The following is a 22,469-nucleotide window of genomic DNA, read 5'->3' as shown; positions in this document are numbered from 1 at the left end:
GAAACGGGAAAGTAAATGATTTTTAAAACAATGATGGAAATTGTTGAGGATTTACATCGTTCATAATCCTATATACAGACTCTATTATATCATCCACTGATGGTTTTGTAAAGTAATCACCATCAGAACCATATGGAGGTCTATGTGCTTTTGCGCTTAAAGTTAGAGGCTTGCTCTCCAAATGATAATAGCCCCCTTGATCTTCTAGAATCTGCTGCAATATAAAGGCGCTCGCACCACCAGGTACATCCTCATCCACAACAAGAAGACGGTTAGTCTTCTTTAGAGAAGTAACGCAAATATGTTCTTTATCAAATGGTTGAAGACACTGTGCATCAATAATCTCAATAGAAATCCCTATTTTATCCAGCTCTAAAGCAGCTTCTTGAACTAATCTAAGTGTCGAACCGTAAGATACCACGGTTACATCGGTACCCGATCGCAATAATTCAGCGATCCCTAGAGGTACTGTAAATTCACCTACATTACTCGGCATTTTCTCTTTCAAGCGATAGCCATTAAGACACTCTACGACTAAAGCTGGATCATCTGACTTCAACAATGTGTTATACATTCCTGCTGCTTGCGTCATATTGCGGGGTACACAGACATGAATCCCCCGTAAAGCTCCCAATAAAACTGTCATGGGTGATCCAGAGTGCCAAACCCCCTCTAGACGATGCCCCCGAGTGCGAATGATAAGAGGTGCTTTCTGCTGACCTTTAGTGCGATACCCCAAAGAAGCTAGATCATCACTTAATACGGGGAGGGCATATAATAAGTAGTCCAAATATTGTATCTCAGCGATAGGGCGTAGTCCACGAACAGCCAGACCGATCCCTTTTCCAATAATCGTAGATTCCCTAATTCCGGTATCAAAGACACGCATTTCACCAAACTTGTCCTGCAATCCGGCAAATCCCTGATTCACATCCCCAATCTTACCAACATCCTCACCAAAAGCCAATATCCGTTCGTCTCTGCTAAAATTAGCTTCAAAACAAGCATTCAGCACTTCCCGTCCATCCACTATAGCAGCATCTTGTTCGTATTCAGCCTCCACAACAGCAACGTTAAATGGACTTGCATCCGACTCCACATAAAGTGTACTATTATATCTATCGGCATTTAATATCTGCTTATCTCGATACCACAACAGCAATGCTTTCTTTTGCGGTGAATCCTTAAAACGAAGTTCTCTCAGCACCTGCCTTACCGTGGAGTAGATCTCCTTTAACGAAGCTTCAGACGAACTGATCAAGGTCTTCAACGGCAGCTCAACTACTTCGTCTTGAATCTGTGAAAGTAATGAAACCGCCTCATCCAACTCAGCCTGAATCATTTTTCTATAATCAGACCAAGCCCTACGCTGTTCCTCTCTAACAAATCTTTTTGCCTTATCCTCTATCGCTATGAGTTCTTCTTCAGAGGCTATCCCGGCATCTAATATCCATTGGCGCATTTTGATGTTACAATCATAATCAACTTCCCAAGTTAAACGTTCCTTCGTTTTATAACGTTCATGAGATCCTGATGACGAGTGTCCCTGCGGCTGGGTTAACTCTGTAACATGAACAATACACGGCCTGTGCTCTTCGCGAGCTATCTTGGCAGCCTTTTCATAGGTCTCGCATAGTCCTGGATAATCCCAACCATTCACCTTAAAAATTTCATACCCCTCTCCATTTTCATCTCGCTGAAACCCTTTCAGCACTTCCGAAATATCCCCTTTACTGGTTTGGATCGAATTCGGTACAGATATCCCATATCCATCGTCCCAAATAGATATAACTGCTGGTATTTGATGTACACCAGCCGCATTGATTACTTCCCAAAATACACCTTCGGAAGTAGCAGCATTTCCAATATTACAGAAGACGACTTCCCTTCCATTATTCGAAAAGTACTTCAAATAAGAGAGGTCTTTATTATTACGGTACAATTTGGATGCAAGTCCCAATCCCATCGAGCGCGCCATTTGACCACCTGTGGTTGAGATATCAGAAAAAGAGTTTTTTATTAATGTTTGATCCTTCCAGTTTCCGTTCTCGTCCAATAAATTAGTCGAAAAATGCGCAACCATCTGTCTACCTCCAGATGACGTATCTGCCTCAATATCAGGATGCGCGTACAATTGCGCAAAAAAATGATAAATGGTTGTTATACCAGAAACGAAAGCAAATGTCTGATCTCTATAATAACCTGAACGCCAATCTCCATGCTCAAAAACCTTAGCTAATGCAATTTGGGCGAGTTCCTTTCCATCCCCAAAAATACCAAACTTGGCTTTACCTGTCAGTACCTCCTTACGTCCCAATAGACTCACCACCCTACTCTGTACGGCAAATTCATAATCCGCCTTAATGATTTGACGAAAATCATCAAAACTCAGTTTAGAAGTAGATAAATCTACGGAAACCTTTAAATCAGTATCTATCATTAATTTAATGTTCTATTTTAACAAAAGTAGCAAATTTAGTTCTTACAATATAAGTATTAGTAATATTAATCACTTTCCTCAGCTATTTCGAGGTATATATCCAATCTTATTTTCTAAGTAACTTCAAGTATCATTAAGGCTCCTTTTTAACTATAGCTCAGTCACGCTTAGCCTTCTTTTGAATCCCCCCAGTAGCAGCATATCTAAGATATAATATTCAGTAAATTTTAAACAGGATCTAGAATATACAGTATTATTATGTACTTTTAAACACAACTTAACGTAATAATAACACATTAATGAATTTGAAAAATAGTGCAGACAATACCGAAATAGGCTTAGGAGACTTGGAAAAGACGGTAATAATAAATACTTTGATTCAAACTCCAATTGTTGAGCGTGATCAAAAATGGATAGTAACTTTTCTGGAAAACATTGCTGATGCCAACCTTAAACTAGGCTCCCCAGAGGTTATTATCGCTAGCGATGGATTTCCTTATGTTCAGCTAGAGACCGTTACATCAAATGAGCACTTTCATGCTTTTGTAATCAGTAAGCAACTTCCAACACTTTTATTACAGGGTTTTGGTATTGTAATCAACGCGCAAACCGAACAGCCTGATTGGATATTTACTTATGGAGATATTGCCAATTTTGAGTTAAATGATAGCTTCTATAGTGACGAAAGCATCTTCTCTAATCACAAAGAAAATGTAGTAATTGGAAACGATGAAAAAGTATTAATAGGTCAACCTTCAGATGCGATACTGCCTAAATATATCAGAAAACAACTCCGCGAATTTTTAAAACACGCAGGAATTAATATACCGAAAACAATGTTGATCGCCCGTAATTTTGAAGATGAAACCCAGGTCAAACAAGATCTAGTTTTCAACTTTACACCGGCTCAATTTGCCAATGAACAAGACTTCCAGCAAATAGGAAGCACAGTAGCATGGTTTCTTCCCAGACACTACTCTTTTTTGTTTATTGACGAAATGTCTATAGAAAGCGGATTTCAGGAGATTTAATCATGTTTAAAATCTATCATAAAATTGTATTTTTTGCTTTCGGACTTGTAACTGCATCCTGCGCTTCACAACAACAGATCGATAACGGGTGGAAGTCTCTCTTCAATGGTAAAGACCTAAAAAACTGGACAGCGAAAATTTATCCCTACGAGAGCGGTAACAATTTCGCTGCTACTTTTCGTGTTAATAATGGAGTTATCCAAGTAAATTATGATGGTTATGGCAAGTCTTATGACAATAGGTTTGGGCATCTTTATTATGACACTCCATTTACCAACTATCATTTAAAATTGGAATACCGATTCTACGGGGATTTGTACCCGGGGGCACCTTCTTATACCTTGCGCAATAGTGGTATTATGTTCCATTCGCAAGATCCCAAAACAATGCCTGCCGACCAAGACTGGCCCATATCTGTTGAAATGCAATTTCTGGGGGGCCTAAGCGATGGTAAACCAAGACCTACAGGCAACATGTGTTCACCTGGCACACACATATATCATCAAGGTAAGCTGCTAACAACCCATTGCATAAATTCAAAATCCAAGACCTACGACGGCGACCAGTGGGTGAAAGCAGAACTCATCGTATTAGGAGATTCCATCATTCACCATATTATCGAAGGGGACACCGTACTGTCTTACAACAAACCACATATCGGAGGATCAGTAGTAAACAACTTTGATCCTCGAATGAAAATAGATGGGAAAGCCCTGAAGAGCGGATTTATTGCACTTCAAAGCGAAGGACAACCCGTAGAATTCAGAAATATATTCATCAAAGATTTAACCCCCAAGAATAAATAAACAAGAAGTAGTATGTACATGTTCAACGTAAGGGTATATGGAATACTGATAGATGCACAGAATAGAGTATTAGTGAGTGACGAACGCACGCAAAGTGTATCTTTTACTAAATTCCCCGGAGGAGGCTTAGAATATGGCGAAGGATTGATAGATGCTTTAAAACGTGAATTTATAGAAGAGTGCAATTTAGAGATCGAAGTAGTAAAACACCTTTATACAACCGATTTTTACGAGAAATCAAGCTTCAATAACAGTCAGATTTTATCCATCTATTACTTGGTAAAAGCATTAGGTCCGATAACAATGCCGCTACAAGAGCGTCCGATGAATTTTGAGCCCCTTAACACACAAGACAAAGAGGAAGTTTTTCGATTAATAGATTGCCACGAACTACATAGCGAGCATCTTACTTTTAAAACGGATCAAGTCGCTTGGGAAAGCTACAAAAAAACAGATCACCAACCTAAAATCTAGGTTTTTTTTCGTTTTTTTTATTTTCAAAAAAGCTTGATTATTCTAAAAATGATTTATATTTTTATAACACTGAAATCATGCTTACCAGTGCATGGTGCTTGATTATCACAAATGAAGCCCCTTTCTGGGAGCTGCATTTATAGTTAGTGTGATTTTAAGGCGATATCCCAAATATCGCCTTATTTTATATATACACTAATTTACTTTTAACTAAGGAAATAAGCGATAGCAGCAATTACAATCCCACAAATGACAATCAGCCATTTAAGACTCCGCTCCCCCTCATTGCTTTTAAATTTGTAATCTCTCTTATACTTATCCATAACACTATTGTCTTTATCTAAAGATGCAAAGAATATAATAAATCTACAAACTATTCATGGTGATAAGGTTCGCCTTTCATAATAGAAAAAGCCCTATAAACCTGCTCTACAAAAAATAAGCGAACCATCTGGTGCGAAAATGTTAGCTTCGAAAGAGACATACTCGCATTTGAACGTTCTTTCACTTTAGGAGCGAAGCCATAAGGTCCTCCAATAAGAAAGACCACATGTTGTACACTTCCGATCATCTTTTGTTCCAAATACTCTGAGAATTCAATAGATCTAAATTCTTTTCCTTTTTCGTCCAAAAGAACCACATAATCCGCATTGGTCAAATTTTTAAAGAATAGTTCCCCTTCTTTTTCCATTTGTTGTGCCTCAGACATGCTTTTCACATTCTTCACATCCGGCAGTATTCCGATTGTAAACGGCACATAGTGCTTTAATCGCTTAAGATATTTATCGATTCCTTCCTGAATAAACTTATCATCCGTCTTTCCGATACACAACAAACTAATCTTCATATTTCGAATCTAACCTACTTCTATTTTTTTACACAAAGATACGAAATGAGCGAGTAAACAAGATACTCTGGTCTGTTATTTATCGATCTACTATTTTACACAAAGTAAAATTGATTTATGAGTTTTACTTTATGACATCCAGTTAGCGCTATTCGGTACAATTGGATCTTTTTGTGCTGTGTCCTGAAGTTTATTTTAGCGAGACCCCAGCGACTAAATTTTAGGGTCTCATTAGCATCTCGCTGAAAACAGGAAGTATTGAAAAAAACGGGATTGGTCTATAAACAAAAAAACTTCAAATTTTTGAATTTGTAGGGTTTTGATACCTTTTCCTTGTTAGCAAGCGGCTGTCGAAGGATTGGTTCAGCCCCTCGATCGCCCTTGCGCAATATCCTGAACCTTCAAGAATCGATACCGTGGGGCTCTCATCCCTCTAAACGCAAAAGACCTCCATCTTTCGATGGAGGTCTTTCTGCGGAGAGCGAGGGATTCGAACCCCCGAACCTGTGACAGTTAACGGTTTTCAAGACCGCCGCATTCGACCACTCTGCCAGCTCTCCGCCACAAAAGTAGAAATTCTACCTTGGTTTCCAAAATTTATTTCAAAAAAACGCTCACAAATCACTATAAATGCTGATTATTAACTTTTTAAGAACTGTAATTCACCTTCAAATTTCACTTCATCGGAGACCATTACGCCACCAGTCTCCAAGGCGGCATTCCATGTTAATCCAAAATCAGATCGATTTATAGCTCCTTTTACGGTATATCCAACTTTCTCATTACCCCAAGGGTCTTTCGCAATGCCTCCAAATTCAGCTTTCACCACGATTGACTTAGTAATTCCTTTCACAGTTAAATCACCATGAATCTTAAAATCGTCCCGTACATCCCCTACCACCGAAGTTGATACAAATGTGATAGTAGGAAATTCTGTTGTATCAAAAAAATCATCACTTTTCAAATGTTGGTCTCTTTGTTCATTTTTCGTATCTATTGAGGTTGTATCTATTTTTACACTCACTATTCCTTTTGAGATATCGTCAGACTCACTATTAATGGATACTTCAAAATTTTTAAATTGTCCTTTTACTGTAGAGATCATCATGTGACGCACTTTAAATTCAATTTCACTGTGCGCCGTATCTAAATTCCATGTTACCATAATACTATTTAATATAACTTGTTAATATAATAAACTAATTTATCTTGCTTTTGTTCTTAACAATACAAAGGTAACCAACAACAAAAACTTCACTCTTAAACTATATTAAGATTTTAAGACAAATTATACAACTGTCATGCAGGCAGTTATTCGATACAGCACAAAAAAAAGAATAAATATTTTGTATTTGACATCCAAAACGCTACTTTTGTTGCACTGAAAGACAGGCGCCCATAGCTCAGCTGGATAGAGCAACGGTTTTCTAAACCGTCGGTCTCAGGTTCGAATCCTGATGGGCGTACGTAATACTCTAAACAAATTGTTTAGAGTTTTTTTTTTTATTACCTGATTATTCATTTATTATACTTACCTTGCGAGTGTTAAATTAAAATATAATGAACAAAGGCAAAATTAAATTTTTCAATGAAACTAAAGGATTTGGTTTTATTACTCCAGAAGATGGAAGTGCAGATGTATTCGTACACGTATCTGCTTTAAAAAGCCAAGTATCCGAAGGTGACGTTGTAACTTTCGACACTGAAAGGACTCAAAGAGGTATCAATGCGGTTAACGTGCAATTAGCATAATATATTACAACAATACTTTCTTACAAAAGGGATAAACTATTACGGTCTATCCTTTTTTTTTCGCCATTACTTTACGATAGCATATAATTAAAACATTAGCCATGTCAAAGTCAGCTTTCTTGCTATGGCGGGTATTGAAATGTCTTCAAATTATATGAGACCAATATCTTTACAATATGCTACCAACTGCTCATTCTTACCTACCCCTAAAATATCCTTCATTTGTCGGAGACTTTTTTCAATGCTACTCAGCCCCCAAGGCTTAATATTCCTTTGTTGTAGATAAACTGGAATATTCTTTTGTGCTACCCCCTCAGCCAACAGCGATATAATTGCAATATCCTGTTTGCTAAACTCATAACTATTTTTACCAAAATATTTTTGTGTATTTTCAGGTGAAATATATTGTCTATTTTCATTTACTGCATACAAGGCCTCTAATAGATAGTACGCATCCCGTCTTGCCTTACGCACAAAACCATTCACCTGTCCCAATTTTAACAAGTTGTCAATCTTGCTATTTAGACGTTCAGCCGTAAGGACTATTATTTTTAGTTCCGGTTGGATAGCTTTAGCAGCTTCTATCAATGCAAGACCATGTCTGATTTCCTGTTCCGTATTATCATCTTCAAATCCTAGATCAGTAATCAAAAGATCATATGGTACTTTTTCCAAAACTGCCTTCTTGAGCCATACCAAAGCATGGTCACAATAGTAGACATATTTAGCTTCCTTAATGCCAAAGTCATTTAATGACTTTTGTACAGATATATTAGCTAACTCATGATCTTCAGCTATCAATACTCTTTTTAACATAAAATATCACATGGTTTAAATGATGGGGATCTGAATATCTATTCTCAAACCATCAGCTTCTTTATTCTCAAAGATAATCTTTCCTCCAATCCTCTGAATACGGGTTTCCGTATTTCTGATACCATTTCCGTCATGAATTCCTTTCATTCTACTCCCGTTATATTTATACGTTATGCTAAAGCACTGCGCTTCCCGTACAAATCGAACCAAAACGGTAGCTTCCCCACCGTCCTTTCTCATGGTGAGCATGAGTTCTAGTAATATACGGTGTATTTCTTCTTTTAGCACCGCCGACAGCCCCTCCCAGACCGACGCATCATTCCCAACAATAAACACCTTATGCTTGATACTCGAAAAAGATTTCAATAACCTGCTTATCACTTGATCAAAAGATAAGAGTTCAGATTCGTCATCAGTTTCCGCTTCATAAGAAATATCCCTAGACCTATTATACATGTCTTCAATCTTGTCTAATACATCGTCTTTATCAAGTGTCTCAATATGTGTTATCTCGGACATCACGCGATACAAACCGTTGGCCACAACATCATGCACTTTTCTTGATGTTCTTAATTGATTTACTTTTATGCGTTCAGCAGCTTCATTCTTCATTCTTTCTTTACGCTGTTTTGACCTAACGTATCCCAACACCACGAATAATAAAATACAGATCCCCCCAATCGAGGCCCAGACTCGCTGTAAATTGATCTTTTGTATCTTTTCAGAGAGACTATTCTTCAACTCAGTATGCTCAACCTTATTTTTCTCCGCTTCATATCGGACGGAGGCAAACTGATTTTTAGAAAGTAACCTTGAACTATGTACACTATCTTGCAAAAGCTTGAAACTGTCTATCAAACCCTTGGAAGAATCACTAGGTTCTAGGCGAACAAGCATGGTAAATGCATTCATCAGATCCTCTGAACTATTCAGTTGATTCGCCATGTCAAATCGTTTTCGCGCATAGTAAATTGCAGAGTCTATATTCCGATCTTCATAGTATTCTGTAAGGTGGGTGTAACTGGAGTTTTGGCCCCACACATCCTGAAGCTGTTTTCGAATATCTTTGGCCATCCAAAGATCAGGCAATGGATCATAATATGTATCTATCCGCCACCTCGTCTTCGCATAATTAGTCAGCGCCCTAGCATACGAAAGATCATCAGTTCTCTTTTCGACGATTAGCTTCTCATATATCTTCAAAGCTTCTTCAAACCGCCGTAAATCAAATAATACTACTGCTTTATTATTTAACACCAACTCCTTATGAGACGTATTTGTTGCGAATCTAATGCTTTGATCGTAAACACGTAATGCTTCATCAAAATCATCCAACTGAGCTGTTGCGTTGCCAATATTGTTGTAGTTAATACTGATCAAGTTATGTTGCGTACTATCTTCAATATTAAGATATTTGAATGCTTGATAAGATAACTCTTGAGCACCTAAATAATCACCAACATCCGTAAGTGTTATTGCCATTTGAATCAGACACAACGAAATACCACTACTATCCCGCGCTTCAAGATACAAATCCTTAGCACGGTCAAAGAAAACAAAGGCACTATCTAATTTCCCTTTATCCAGAAATCTTATTGCTTCTCGATACATGGACTCGTCTACTGAATCAGTTTTGACTAACACAGACTCCTGATCCCCGCATGATACCACACTCAATAATAACAGAAAAAAAAAAGCACCAATTTTCAAAGCTATAATTTTGTGCTTAAGATACTAAAAACACGATCATCTATAACATTTAGCGACCACAAATAGTCAATTTAAAACCAAAAAAAACTAATCTGTAAAAGAGGAATTAAAAATATCCCCTTTTACAGATTTGTAAGTATTGAATTTGCAACATATGTTGTCCGTACCTCAACTATACCATTCTACTAAACATTTTTAGTGGCTTTACCGGTGGACGTGTAGTCCCTTTATCTCCGCCTGTACCATTTTCTTGATCAAGATAGCTATAAATCTTTAGTGGCTTTACCGGTGGACGCGTAGTCCCTTTATCTCCGCCTGTACCATTTTCTTGATCAAGATAGCTATAAATCTTTAGTGGCTTTACCGGTGGACGCGTAGTCCCTTTATCTCCGCCTGTACCATTTTCTTGATCAAGATAGCTATAAATTTTTAGTGGCTTTACCGGTGGACGTGTAGTCCCTTTATCTCCGCCTGTACCATTTTCCTGTTCAACATTTGCCCTACGAACCACAGGAGGAATAGGTCTTATGATACCTTTTGATTTACCCGTTTCACTTTCAGGATGTGATTGATAAACAAACTGTCCAGTTGTTGTATTAGGACAACTAGAATTCACAGAACTATTCAAGGAGCTACCTGCTAGTAGCACTAACGTTAATACCCACATTTTAAAAAAATTAAAAGTCAAAAACTGAGTAGCCCCGGTGCATCGTGCGCCGGGATACTACATTGTTTTCAGAAGGCCTTCTGATTTTTTCGGGAAGTGGGAGTGTCCATTGCGGGAACTATATGCTGCTTCCCAAACCGGCAAACAGTTCCTACAATATCTTCTCGATAGTATCTTGTTTTTACTAGATCACCACCACGTTTGCAGTGATCCTTAACTAGATTCTGAGAGCAAACCTAGCGTGGTTTAAGTCCTGATTTAATGATAATTCCAATCGTACCATTTATTCCACCATTAATTCCAATAGTGTCGTTGAATTCAAAAAATTCCAAGAACAAAAAAAAATTTAAGCTTAAAATATTCACACCTATTTTACGGTTTCCCGTAATTTTCAACAGTCGTACTACACTAATTTTGGATTATGTTTGAGCAATTTAAGAGCGAAGTGGTAGCATGTTTTTTGGAACAAAAGCGTCTAGGGAGACTACCTATTGAATTACAAAAACCCTCAACATGTAGACTTCGAAAGTTGATAAAACAGCGATTATCAGAGGAACCTATTCCGGGGGATAGCAAGACTGTTGGGAGGTTTCTATCGTGCTCTACGGATCACAACGTAGTCATTCATCAACTAGATTTAATGGATCTTGACAAACTAAGACCATTAAAAAACTATGTATCAGGCATTACATCCAATCCATCCGAAGACATATACAAACTGCTAGCAATCTGTATTAACTTTCGTCCTAGGCCTTACGACGCTTGGCGTACACCGATACCTGTTCAATCCGCAAAATATTCATCTTCTACTACAGATCTGCATACTCACTTTGAAGCTGTCAAATTATATCGTCAAAAAACAGGAAAGAGCTCAAACAATTTCACTATGTTAAACACGTATCTTTCTATTGGAGCAGTAGCCCTAGGGGCTATATTCTTCCTATTCGACAAATGGGGAAAAGAGTAGGGGAAAGCTAAATAAAAGGCAAAAAAAAGGCGTTCTGAATATAATTCAGAACGCCTTTTTCGTTATAAGTGAGATCATCACTTTATTTATTTTCAAACATATTTACCGATCTATTGACTTCATATCAATGACGAATCTATATTTCACATCACTATCCAATACGCGCTGATAAGCTTCATTCACATAATCAATATCAATCATTTCAGTCTCAGGAAGAATACCGTGCTGGGCACAAAAGTTAAGCATATCCTGCGTCTCTTGTATCCCTCCTATACTTGAGGCTGTCAATATCTTATTACCTCCCATGATAGAACGGCCTTCGATCTCAATAGGTGCCGCTGGAATACCTACACAAATATGCACACCATAAGTTCTCAGTAAATTTAAATAAAGATTATAATCGTGCGGAACAGATACCGTATCAATAATAAAATCAAAATAACCCAAAAAACCAACTATCTCGTCAGGAACATTCATATTCAGAAAGTGTTTTGCACCCAACAAGGTAGAATCGGCTTTCTTTCGAGGTGAATGACTAATCATCGTTACCTCCGCTCCCATAGCCACTGCAATCTTAACAGCCATATGCCCCAATCCGCCTAGTCCCAATACCCCTACCCGATGTCCTGCTTTCACATTCCATCTTTTTAACGGCGAATATGTTGTAATTCCGGCACACAGCAGAGGAGCAACTTTCTTAATATCTAAAGATTCAGGTATATGTAACACAAAATCAGCATCTGCCACTATATTATTACTATAACCACCAAATGTAAACGTATGATCATGCATGACATCCTTACTATTATAGGTCCATACAGTTTTCTTTTCTAGACAAAACTGCTGCTGGTCCGACTCACAGTTTTCACATTCTCCACAAGACGCCACCATGCATCCCACCCCAGCCAAATCACCTTTCTTGAATTTAATCACAGCATTACCAACAGCACTTACACGACCTACAATCTCATGTCCCGGAACAATCGGATACTGCGTCCCTCCCCACTCATCACGAACCTGATGGATATCCGAATGGCAGATACCGCTATATAATATATCTATCAACACATCGTTGGCGCCCAGTTCTCTTCTTTCAAATTCCCAATACTCCAGTTTCGAATTACTATCCTTAGCAGCATAACCTTTTGATTTTATCATCACTATTCGATTAAAAATTAAACATTCTTTACGCTATGTCAGCCAGCGTCTTATATACACAAATTTACATAAAATCATTTTTACATCGAATATATTGTGTCCTAATATAAAAGCTAATTTTGTAGGCACCCAAATGTATACTAAATCAATAGATTATTCGTACATTAGAATTATAAAACCGTATCCATTATGTCAAGATTAGAAACAAACAGCATACACATCGGCAAAGAATACAACCAAACAAGTGCCGTAGTGCCCCCTATATTTCAGACTTCCACGTATCTGGCTAGTGATAATCTAGACCAATACATTATCGCTGCCACCGAAACAAAACATCCCGAATTTTACCACCGGCATGGCAATCCAACCAACAGTCAGGTTGCCGCTATTTTAGCCTCACTTGAGAAAACAGAAGACGCACTTGTCCTGGCTACCGGAATGGCTGCCATTAGCACTGCTATATTAGCTATCGTCCGATCAGGCGATCATATTGTATCACAGCAGTCCCATTATTCCGGAGCGTCCTTATTCTTGAAAGAATTTCTCAACGACTACAATGTTGAGATTACACAAGTAGACCAGACAGATAATGCATCTTTCAGCAAAGCAATCCGCTGCAATACAAAACTCATCTATATTGAGACACCTTCCAATCCAAATCTAGATATCACCGACCTAGCCTTTATCGGCAGACTAGGACAGGAAAATGGCATCACCACCATGGTCGACAATACCTTCGCCTCACCGATCAACCAAATACCGGCAGAGTTTGGCATAGATGTGACCGTACACAGTGCCACCAAATACCTGGGTGGGCATTCCGATCTGACTGCCGGTGCTGTATGTGGTTCTAAAGATTTTATTCATAAAGTCTGGCGAAGATCGTTGGTATTGGGAGCCAGCCTTAGTCCATTTGATTCCTGGTTGCTTCTTCGTGGTCTAAAGACCTTAGCACTTCGCGTGCGTCAGATCAATGAGAATGCACAGCAGCTTGCTGAATGGCTGTCCCAGAACAATCATATCAAATCCGTCATTTATACAGGACTTCCCTCCCATCCACAGCACCAGCTCGCAAGCCAGCAGATGAAAGGCTTTACGGGCATGTTATGCATCGAGGTAGCGGGTTCTACCGAAGAAGAGCAGTATCGTCACGCACAAAACATACTCCAAAATCTAAAAGTATTTGCCAATGCTGCCAGTCTTGGTGGAGTAGAATCCCTCGTTGTACACCCGGCTAGTATGTGGGGCGGACATCATTCGAGCGAACAGAAAAAAATAGCCGGGATCAATCGCGGGATGCTTCGGATTTCTGTCGGTATAGAGCATATAGATGACCTTATCGCTGACTTTGCACAGGCATTTGAAGCGTAATAAACCTCATCCCAGACACATGATAACGTCAAAATATCCTGTCCAAAAAAGGAGAACAAAAAACCTCCTTTTTTCAAATTATTTCAATAGCCAGCTAAGTTGTATATTAGCATTAGAATACATGAGAGTAGCTACTTCATTATAAATTTATATAAAATATGAGACCTCCCGAATTGCTGCCACAATCCCCAAAAAACAAACAACTATTATTCCAATAACTAATACATATATACCACAAACATCTTTATAAACACAATCTATACAATAATTCAGACAATGACGAACTGTTTTACATATTTTAGCAAGCTATGAACCTATACAATTGCAATATATGGAAGATTTGATAACCAAAGTTTATAATGTGGTATGGAGTGATGCGTTGGTCTATCTTTGTCTTATCACTGGGATTTATTTTACCGTCCGATTTAAATTCCCACAACTTACACAACTTCGTGAGATGGTGCGTCTCCTATTCAAAGGCAGTAGTTCGGACAAAGGAATATCCTCCTTTCAGGCCTTTTCATTGGCTATCTCGGGGCGTGTCGGTACTGGTAATATCGCAGGCGTCGCTACCGCTATCGGCATGGGAGGACCTGGCGCCGTATTCTGGATGTGGATCATTGCATTTTTGGGAAGTGCATCGGCTATCGTTGAGGCCACTTTGGGGCAGATGTACAAGGAAGTAGATCAAGGAGAATATCGTGGCGGACCGGCATTCTATATCTTAAAAGGATTACGTTCGAAGATATTTGCCTGGACATTTGCCATAGTCACCATTATTAGCACAGGCTTCCTCCTTCCAAGCGTACAGAGCAATAGTATCAGTGTCGCTGTCGAGAAGGCATTCGATATCCCGCCTCTCTTCACTGCCCTATTCCTAGCGTGCCTATTAGGCATCATTATCATAGGTGGGGTAAAGCGTATCAGCAAGGTCGCTGAGTTTGTCGTTCCTTTCATGGCCGGAGCCTACATCCTCATGGCTATTGTCATTATGGTTCTCAACCTACAAGAGATACCTCGTGTTTTGGCACTGATTGTTAAATCGGCATTTAATATGGAGGCTACTTTTGGTGCTGTTGCTGGCAGCGCTATAGCCTGGGGTGTAAAACGCGGCATCTATAGCAATGAAGCCGGGCAAGGTACAGCTCCTCATGCAGCAGCAGCAGCCGAGGTTTCGCACCCGATCAAACAAGGTTTGGTACAAGGTTTTTCGGTTTATGTAGACACCCTTTTCGTATGCACGGCCACCGCATTGATGATCCTATTCACGGGCCAATACAATGTGCAGGACCCCGAAGGAGGCTTTATCGTCGAACATATTCCAGGAGTAGAAATGGGACCTGCTTTCACACAACAGGCCGTAGCACATCACTTCCCAGCCTTTGGGAATATCTTTGTGGCCCTAGCACTCACATTTTTCGCTTTCACCACGATCATGGCCTACTATTACATCGCCGAAAGTAATGTCAGCTTTATCAGCAAACAATCGTCAAAACGCATTATTGTGTGGTTACTACGTCTCCTCATCCTTATCTCTGTCTATATGGGGTGTGTGAGCACTGCCGAGTCCGCGTGGACTTTGGGTGACATCGGGGTAGGCATGATGGCGTGGCTCAACCTTGTTGCGATCATACTACTCCACAACAAAGTGTATAGACTTTATAAGGATTATCAAGAGCAGCTGGCACGTAAGGAAGACCCCACGTTCGACAGTAGCAAACTTAATTTTAGAAATATGGATTTCTGGTCGAGGTCAAAAAAACCAACTTGATCATTGCGTATATAACATATTACCAACATCAATAACTTTACGTAAATCCTGTTTAAAAGCTAGTTTTCTATTTCTTTTTTGAGATTCAGGTTTTATTTTAGTACAACCGTATAAACAAAATATTATGAAACCTACATTTGCTAAAATATTGAATGATATTAATCGACAGGCATTTAGTATCAAACATTATTCTAACACTAATTTTGCTACTGAATTTCACTATCACCCAGAATGTCAGATAAATCTTGTTTTAGAAAGTACTGGTAAGCGAATAATAGGAGACAATATTGATTCGTATGAGAAGGATGAGATCACATTTCTAGGATCAAACTTGCCCCACGTCTGGTATACCCATGCCGATGATTTTCCCGACAGCATCGTTGCTCGATCTATCACACTTTTTTTTGATCCCGAAAAGCTACTTGCAGTAATGAGAAATTTTATTGACACTAGGCGACTTCACTCCTTTCTCCAGATTTCTAAGCAAGGTATACTTTTCGAACCTTTATTGGCCCAAAGAATGAAACCTTTGATTTTAGACATTTCCAACGCTGAAGGGCTTAAACAAGTCGTGCTGTTTTTAGATCTAATGGATCTTATTATAAATACAAATGCTTATAAAGTTTTAAATGATACAAGATACGATATAGAGTCTTTAACAAATAACTATGATAAGATAGACAATATCATTAGATTTATGTTTCAAAACTATCACCGTGACATCAGTCTAGATGAAGTTTCTGTCATTGGAAACATGACAAAGCCTGCTTTTTGTAGATACTTTAAAAACCGAACACAAAAAAGCTTTACACAATTTTTAAATGAAATTAGAATTAGTTATTCCTGCAAAATGATAAACGAAAGTAACGAATTAATAGGTAATATTGCCTATGCCTGTGGCTTTAGTAGTTTATCAAATTTTAATAAAACATTCAAATCAATTAAGAAAACAACACCCACAGATTATAAAAATAAACTTTCGATTATAAGAAATACCAAGTGAGTAAGCTCACAAAACTTATTATATATCAAAATACCATTCTACGTCTAGAGTTGCTTCTTGCTTAATTATGATTTCCATTCTTTTCATTCCCAGGAGATATTCTAAAAAAAGGAAAAACTGCACGTTCAAAAAGTTTGATTCCGCGGACTGAATTTCGTCTGATAACTTTTTTTCCTTTCTTTAGTTGATGCTTATTTTTTTTAAGGCTTAGATTATAAGATCTAAACCCTAGCTTTTCAACCTACGCACTTTAAGGGATAGTGTCACTTTCTGCGACATGTACCTTTAACCACCTAACAATAGTAGCCTTTGTACAAATATTATATTTTTTCACAGCTTCACCGATTAATAACTCACCATTTACAATCGCTGATACGACCTCCTTTTTTATTTTTTTTGAATACTTTTTACCTCTTCTTTTATTCATAATTTACGCCAAATCAACTTAATACAACATATTCTTTTTTTTTTAAAAATACGATCAAAAGTGGCTAACTACGACCATTTATATACGCCTCAGATACACCACCGTATACTACATAGATACTTCATACCACACCAACAAAGTATTCCGCCTTAAAACAGATTCGGCATTGCCGGAGAGACAATACCGAATTCCAAATCTACCTATGAAAGTATACCAGAGTTGGCATTAATTACTTTTAATTGTTTACTTTTTCTGCATCTGAATTTCCCTAAACTCTAGTATCTCAATTTCTGTCCTCCGATTTTTTTGATGTTCTGCTTCTGAACATTTTACACCGTCAACGCAATGATTAAGCAGACGTTCTTCCCCATACGCTGATAATGTTATTCTACCTCTATCAATCCCTCTATTCACCAGATAATCAACAGCTTCAGATCCTCTCTTTTGTGAAAGTCTAAGATTGTATTTTGCTGAACCACGGCTATCCGTATGACTGGATAGTTCAACCCCTAAAGTTGGATTGTCACGTAGCGTGTATACCAACCTATCCAAAACTCTCTTGGACTCATTTTGAAGAGCATAAGCATCTAAATTGTAATATAGATTTTCCAAGATAAATTTATGTCCCACCTGTATAACCGGCTCTAGTCTTAAAGTTATACTCGTGCTAGAATCTTGAGAAATTCTACTCAGCCCTCTCACTTCTGCAACCCCAACTAAAAAGCCTTCCTTTTCTACTTGAATTGTATAGTCCATTTCTCCAGCCAAGGAGAAGAAAAATCTTCCGTGTTGATCACTTTTCTTCTTAGCAAGAAGTTGTTTGTTTTTGTCATAAAGCACAACGGAAGCTTCAACCAACTGTTCTCCCGTCTCTTTATTGAGTACTATACCCTTCAATTCTGTCGTAAATTTTGGATGTTCCAGATTAAACCTGTAGATGTCATCCCCTCCCTTACCTCCCGGTCGATTAGAAGATATGTAACCGACCTTTCCAAGACTATCCTTTTGGTATAGCACAAAAGAAAAATCATCACTGGCCGAATTGATCGGAAACCGTAGATTTTCCCGTTTGCAAAAATCAGACTTCATACCTCTGGCTTTAAAAATATCCAGTCCCCCCATTCCCGCAAAACCATTGCTCGAAAAATAAAGTTCATCCCCATCGACTCGCGGGAACATTTCGTCCCCGGTTGAATTTATTTCAGTTCCTGCATTTATTGGTTCGCTCCAAGACCCATTATCAAGTCGCTCCGAAAACCAAATATCCTTTCCTCCTTTACCACCGGGCATATTAGAAACATAATATAATATATTTTCATCTTCACTTAACGCAGCATGACCTAAAGAATATGCTTGCGTATTATTATAAGGAAAGCTTGACTCTTCCCATCTTCCATTTACCTTTTTATACAAGATCAACTCTAAATTGTACTGTCGGTATCGCCTCCCCTTCTCGCGATTAATTTCTGAGTTTACTCCAGTGTAAGTCCGTGTAACGTACATCGTTTGTGCATCCTTACTAATTACAATATCCCCCACATGGTATTTAGATTGATTAACAACGGTTAACAAACGTTTTGGACTATATAGCGACCCAACACTATCGCGTAATGCTCCATACAAACGTGAATAAGCTCTTTTTAAATCCTTTTCATCGCTATATATCTTTGCATTTGCATCGGAAACATAGTAGATACCTAAATCACTCGAAAAAGAAACATATTCGGAACTTTTTGTATTCACTTCCTGCTGATTGACCATTGAATACGCCGTAGGATGTGTGAGCCAAGCTTGTGCAGAATCAGCTCCAGCCATTGCTACAATAATCTTTTCCGACTCATTATATAACAATGCATATCGCTGATATTGAATCTTAGCTTCTTTATATTTTCCTTGCATCTTTAAAACTTCAGCATAATTCAACACCGATTGTTCTTCAAAATCATCCGTCTTCTGTACGCGTGCATAAAGATTTTCAGCTAACTCGTAATCTTGTAGATAAAAATAACATTCAGCCAATCGCTCTACATCTTTATGTATTGCTTTCTCCCTGTTAACCAATGACTCAAAAAGCGAAGCAGCTTTCCTATATTCATAGCGATCTAACATCTCTTGCGCCCGTGTACGAACATTTGCGCCCTCCTGTCCGCAGGCACATCTAGTCATTAAGATTAGAATTAGGGCAATTAATGTGATTATATCCTTTATCATTTCTCTTTCATTAAATCGAACCATAACATCCTAAAAATATCGGGGATTCATTACCCTCTTAAAAGACTGACCAAATGTTAAACCCAAGGTAATCTCATGTGATCCATTTTGGAGCCCACTCATTCTATTCAGCATTATATCATAAGAATAGCCTATCCTCAGACGCTGGGTAGCGTAAAACTGAACGATACCAGTTGCTGCGTTCAAATTGCTTAATTTACTTGGAGAATGATCCCAGTAAGTACGCTTGAATATGCGAGCTCTTGTCCGATAACCGGCTCCTAGCCAAACCCTATTGCTAAAAATTATCATTGCATTTAAATCCAGGGAAGTAGGACCTTTAAAGTCATCTTTCACCAATATACTTGGGCGCAGCAATATATCGGAATCCAACTCGAATACAGCTCCTCCAATAAAATACAAATTGGTATTACGATAAAGACTTTCAAGTTTGTTTTCGTTAAAAATAAATTCTTCACTTTCTGACGATTTAGCAAACAAATCTTGTATTGCAACTCCAGCATACCACTTTTCTGTATTATAATAAGCACCTAATCGAATATCTGGTCTCCATGTACTTATCATTCCATCAGGGATCAGATTATCGACCTCTAAACGATCTAACTTACTCCCATCCAGACTATATTGACTCGTACCCAACGCAATACCAAATGCCAATCGACGGGTATCCGCCCGATTCAACTGTAAACGCAGCGCATAATTAGCAAAAAAAGAAGTGACTTTCTGTGCTCCTAACGCATCTGTACCAACTTGAAGCCCTACGCCATGACGCTTACTTTCTGAATCCAGAACACCATCGATAGAAATAGATCCTGTTTTTGGAGCCCCATCCCAACCGGCCCACTGTGTCCTAAGTGCCAATTGTGCAAACCATTCTTCTTTATATCCCGTATAAGCCGGATTTACGCTTATCGAGTTAAAGATATACTGAGTAAACTGAATACTTTGCTGTCCATACACATTCACTACAGACAACAGCAATACAACTATGGGTAAATACTTCATTCTCTTCCTTATTATGTTAAGGCTAACATTATCCTTTCGTCCCACTTAAACCTCCTATACTATGCCTTACGGTAGTACAGGTATCTCTACCATCTTAACTATAGCCAATTTTCATTCTAGTTTTTTTCTAATCCGATAAAACTCTTCCTCTTATCCCCCAATCACACGGATACCGTCTAAAAGCAATAATACTGCACAGTATCTCGATCAAAAAAAATATTCTCCTTCTATTCATAGACCCTGCCATACATCTAGAAACTGATTTGGGTAAAGGACGCCTAAAAGTAAAAACTATATTTTTTTCCTCTCCTACAGCCATTTTCGAATCAAACACACTACCTATATAATAATTTACCCTAGTGACGTTTGAGAAGAACATGAGTTTTAAACACCCGTACCTTTCCGTCTCTTCTTGCCTTAATAATCGGATAGTAGGTACCTTCATTCAAACCACTTCCATCCCATTCATCTTTATAGTCTTCATTATGATAGACTTCATTGCCCCAACGATTTATTACAGTAAGTTCTATTTGATCATAAGCTTCCGTTCCTTGAATAATAAATCGATCATGACTACCATCTTCATTGGGCGTCAGCACATTAGGTATTAAAAGCTCTCTTGGCATAATCTGAACCGTCACACGAGCACTGTCCCGCTTCCCATTTATGTCGACAATTTCATACTCAAAAGTATCCTCCCCTACAAATCTATTGTTAGGAACATATGTCACAACACCATCAATACCGACCATAACCTGCCCATTATGAGGATAATACACAACTTTCACCTGGCTACGAATAATAGCGCTAGATCCTGCTTCATCATTTGCCAGAACGTCAATCTTTACGTCATATCCGTACGACATAGTAACCCTATCATCGTTGGCCGTAGGCCCTTCCAAAGAGAATTTTGTAAACCAAGTTCCTGTAAGCGTATTTTCGGACATTGTCTCTATATCATTCCGTGTATTTACTCCTTCTTCCTCAATTACAGTTACATCTCCTATCCAATTCCCTCCATCCGCATTCTGGACAATCCGCGCATCGGCATCTACATAAGCCACCCCGTTGGTCTGCATATTATGGCTCAATGTATAATTCATTTTCATATTTTTATCCGCAAAAACATTCCAGATCCGATCCATACCCAACGTTTCATCCCGTATTTGTATCCCTGAAGCTAAATAATTGTTTACCGATACATGAACACGTGAATTCCAGGTCTGTGGTATCAATCGTGCTGGAGTATAGTCCCCTTGTTCAACCCCTACAGGAAAAAACAATTCCTTTATTGTACTATAGCCGCGAATCATGTGTCCTGTAATAACATTACCGGTCACCACCATACGCTCTGGTCCATAGTTCAACAATTCACCGGTCTCCGAAAGTTCCAGATTGTTTCCATTCAGATAAATACTTGCTCCGTCAACCCGAAAATCAATAGATTTTCCAATTTTTAATGCTGCAGAAAGAGCTCCTTGGTTAGAAACTCCTCCTCCATAACTCGGAGCGACGATGTTAGTTAATTTAATTCCAAGAGGATTGGTCAGCACAATATTTACCCCGATGAAATTTCCATTATTTGCATCTATTTCAGTTGCAGAAGCTTTCAACTTCTCATAATAGGGGTTGGTAGTTGGGCTATGAACGTAAATAGTACCTGCTCCGGTGATCTTTGCATTCTGATCAACCCACACATTCCGGCTATAAATATGGACTTCTCCATCAATCTTCCAGTCTGCCGCTGGCCCCAAATATAAAGTCTCGGCGTATACAATTTTGTAATTCCCTGCACTTATGTACTCCATCCCGTTGCTTGTTTCAAAAGATCCGGACCGACTCTGTGCAATTAGCGAAGATCCGCTAAATAGAGTACTTAATAATATAATTAGCCAATTCTTCATGTTTCGTTATTAATCATTGCCTTCCGCTAAAAACTTTTCTTGATCTGCTTGTATTCAATCGCTCAAACGAGTAAGCTCGAGGTCCGAC

At 38.6% G+C, this 22,469-nt stretch carries 19 protein-coding genes and 2 tRNA genes; 9 read left to right on the top strand and 12 right to left on the bottom strand.

Annotated elements, in window-relative coordinates; all coding sequences use genetic code 11:
• Positions 1-22: 22 nt before the first annotated feature.
• Positions 23-2,440: a thiamine pyrophosphate-dependent enzyme gene (locus tag G7B20_RS02430; protein WP_164108428.1), complete on the bottom strand. Its 2,418-nt coding sequence runs from the start codon at positions 2,438-2,440 to the stop codon at positions 23-25.
• A gap of 299 nt (positions 2,441-2,739) precedes the next feature.
• On the opposite strand from G7B20_RS02430, the gene G7B20_RS02425 reads away from it, so the two are divergent.
• From G7B20_RS02425 to G7B20_RS02415, 3 genes are read left to right on the top strand one after another with little or no spacing between them, the layout of a single operon-like run.
• Positions 2,740-3,471 carry a hypothetical protein gene (locus tag G7B20_RS02425; RefSeq protein WP_164108427.1) on the top strand — a complete coding sequence of 244 codons (732 nt, stop codon included), beginning with the start codon at positions 2,740-2,742 and terminating at the stop codon, positions 3,469-3,471.
• A 2-nt stretch (positions 3,472-3,473) separates the two neighbouring features.
• Positions 3,474-4,277 (top strand): DUF1080 domain-containing protein, encoded by an 804-nt coding sequence (locus G7B20_RS02420; RefSeq protein WP_164108426.1) that lies wholly within the window; start codon positions 3,474-3,476, stop codon positions 4,275-4,277.
• A gap of 12 nt (positions 4,278-4,289) precedes the next feature.
• Positions 4,290-4,751 (top strand): NUDIX domain-containing protein, encoded by a 462-nt coding sequence (locus tag G7B20_RS02415; protein ID WP_164108425.1) that lies wholly within the window; start codon positions 4,290-4,292, stop codon positions 4,749-4,751.
• 373 nt (positions 4,752-5,124) lie between these two features.
• Here G7B20_RS02415 and rlmH read toward each other — a convergent pair whose 3' ends face one another.
• The 3 genes from rlmH to G7B20_RS02400 all read right to left on the bottom strand — a co-directional run bounded on the left by rlmH (position 5,125) and on the right by G7B20_RS02400 (position 6,763).
• The gene (gene rlmH / locus G7B20_RS02410; protein ID WP_164108424.1) at positions 5,125-5,598 is read right to left on the bottom strand and encodes a 23S rRNA (pseudouridine(1915)-N(3))-methyltransferase RlmH; all 474 of its coding nucleotides are present in this window, start codon (positions 5,596-5,598) and stop codon (positions 5,125-5,127) included.
• 475 nt (positions 5,599-6,073) lie between these two features.
• A tRNA-Ser gene (locus G7B20_RS02405) sits at positions 6,074-6,158 on the bottom strand.
• 80 nt (positions 6,159-6,238) lie between these two features.
• Positions 6,239-6,763: a YceI family protein gene (locus tag G7B20_RS02400; RefSeq protein WP_164108423.1), complete on the bottom strand. Its 525-nt coding sequence runs from the start codon at positions 6,761-6,763 to the stop codon at positions 6,239-6,241.
• Positions 6,764-6,990: 227 nt separating this feature from the next.
• On the opposite strand from G7B20_RS02400, the gene G7B20_RS02395 reads away from it, so the two are divergent.
• Positions 6,991-7,064, top strand: a tRNA-Arg gene (locus G7B20_RS02395).
• A 94-nt stretch (positions 7,065-7,158) separates the two neighbouring features.
• Positions 7,159-7,350, top strand: a complete 192-nt coding sequence (locus G7B20_RS02390) for a cold-shock protein (RefSeq protein WP_079642416.1) — start codon at positions 7,159-7,161, stop codon at positions 7,348-7,350.
• Between the two features lie 150 nt (positions 7,351-7,500).
• On the opposite strand, the gene G7B20_RS02385 is transcribed toward G7B20_RS02390, so the two are convergent.
• From G7B20_RS02385 to G7B20_RS02375, 3 genes are all read right to left on the bottom strand, one after another.
• Positions 7,501-8,166, bottom strand: a complete 666-nt coding sequence (locus tag G7B20_RS02385) for a response regulator (protein WP_164108422.1) — start codon at positions 8,164-8,166, stop codon at positions 7,501-7,503.
• A 15-nt stretch (positions 8,167-8,181) separates the two neighbouring features.
• Complete coding sequence (locus tag G7B20_RS02380; RefSeq protein WP_164108421.1) at positions 8,182-9,876, bottom strand: tetratricopeptide repeat protein; 1,695 nt, start codon at positions 9,874-9,876, stop codon at positions 8,182-8,184.
• Positions 9,877-10,048: 172 nt separating this feature from the next.
• Positions 10,049-10,543 (bottom strand): hypothetical protein, encoded by a 495-nt coding sequence (locus G7B20_RS02375; protein ID WP_164108420.1) that lies wholly within the window; start codon positions 10,541-10,543, stop codon positions 10,049-10,051.
• Positions 10,544-10,964: 421 nt separating this feature from the next.
• Here G7B20_RS02375 and G7B20_RS02370 point away from each other — a divergent pair, with 421 nt between their 5' ends.
• Positions 10,965-11,510: a hypothetical protein gene (locus G7B20_RS02370; RefSeq protein WP_164108419.1), complete on the top strand. Its 546-nt coding sequence runs from the start codon at positions 10,965-10,967 to the stop codon at positions 11,508-11,510.
• 102 nt (positions 11,511-11,612) lie between these two features.
• Here the strand turns inward: G7B20_RS02370 and G7B20_RS02365 are convergent, their stop codons facing one another.
• Positions 11,613-12,668, bottom strand: coding sequence for an NAD(P)-dependent alcohol dehydrogenase (locus G7B20_RS02365; RefSeq protein ID WP_164108418.1), 1,056 nt, complete (start codon positions 12,666-12,668; stop codon positions 11,613-11,615).
• Positions 12,669-12,857: 189 nt separating this feature from the next.
• Between G7B20_RS02365 and G7B20_RS02360 the strand changes: the two genes are divergently transcribed.
• From G7B20_RS02360 to G7B20_RS02350, 3 genes are all read left to right on the top strand, one after another.
• On the top strand, positions 12,858-14,039 hold the full coding sequence (locus G7B20_RS02360) for a trans-sulfuration enzyme family protein (RefSeq protein WP_164108417.1): 1,182 nt from the start codon (positions 12,858-12,860) through the stop codon (positions 14,037-14,039).
• Between the two features lie 331 nt (positions 14,040-14,370).
• Positions 14,371-15,810: an alanine/glycine:cation symporter family protein gene (locus tag G7B20_RS02355; RefSeq protein WP_164108416.1), complete on the top strand. Its 1,440-nt coding sequence runs from the start codon at positions 14,371-14,373 to the stop codon at positions 15,808-15,810.
• Between the two features lie 124 nt (positions 15,811-15,934).
• Entirely contained in the window at positions 15,935-16,813 is an 879-nt protein-coding gene (locus G7B20_RS02350) for an AraC family transcriptional regulator (RefSeq protein ID WP_164108415.1), read from the top strand.
• Between the two features lie 250 nt (positions 16,814-17,063).
• Here the strand turns inward: G7B20_RS02350 and G7B20_RS02345 are convergent, their stop codons facing one another.
• The 4 genes from G7B20_RS02345 to G7B20_RS02330 form a co-directional block, all read right to left on the bottom strand.
• Positions 17,064-17,240 carry a hypothetical protein gene (locus G7B20_RS02345; protein WP_164108414.1) on the bottom strand — a complete coding sequence of 59 codons (177 nt, stop codon included), beginning with the start codon at positions 17,238-17,240 and terminating at the stop codon, positions 17,064-17,066.
• 243 nt (positions 17,241-17,483) lie between these two features.
• Positions 17,484-19,451, bottom strand: a complete 1,968-nt coding sequence (locus G7B20_RS02340; RefSeq protein ID WP_164108413.1) for an OmpA family protein — start codon at positions 19,449-19,451, stop codon at positions 17,484-17,486.
• Positions 19,452-19,481: 30 nt separating this feature from the next.
• Complete coding sequence (locus tag G7B20_RS02335) at positions 19,482-20,477, bottom strand: type IX secretion system membrane protein PorP/SprF (protein ID WP_164108412.1); 996 nt, start codon at positions 20,475-20,477, stop codon at positions 19,482-19,484.
• A gap of 356 nt (positions 20,478-20,833) precedes the next feature.
• Complete coding sequence (locus G7B20_RS02330) at positions 20,834-22,381, bottom strand: gliding motility-associated C-terminal domain-containing protein (RefSeq protein WP_164108411.1); 1,548 nt, start codon at positions 22,379-22,381, stop codon at positions 20,834-20,836.
• Positions 22,382-22,469 lie beyond the last annotated feature (88 nt).

Origin of the sequence: Sphingobacterium sp. xlx-96 (assembly GCF_011007365.1) — a bacterium.
In the GTDB taxonomy this organism is placed as follows: Bacteria; Bacteroidota; Bacteroidia; order Sphingobacteriales; family Sphingobacteriaceae; genus Sphingobacterium; species Sphingobacterium luzhongxinii.
The sequence above is the reverse complement of the archived record's forward strand: the minus strand, read 5'-3'. Positions and strand labels throughout refer to the sequence as shown.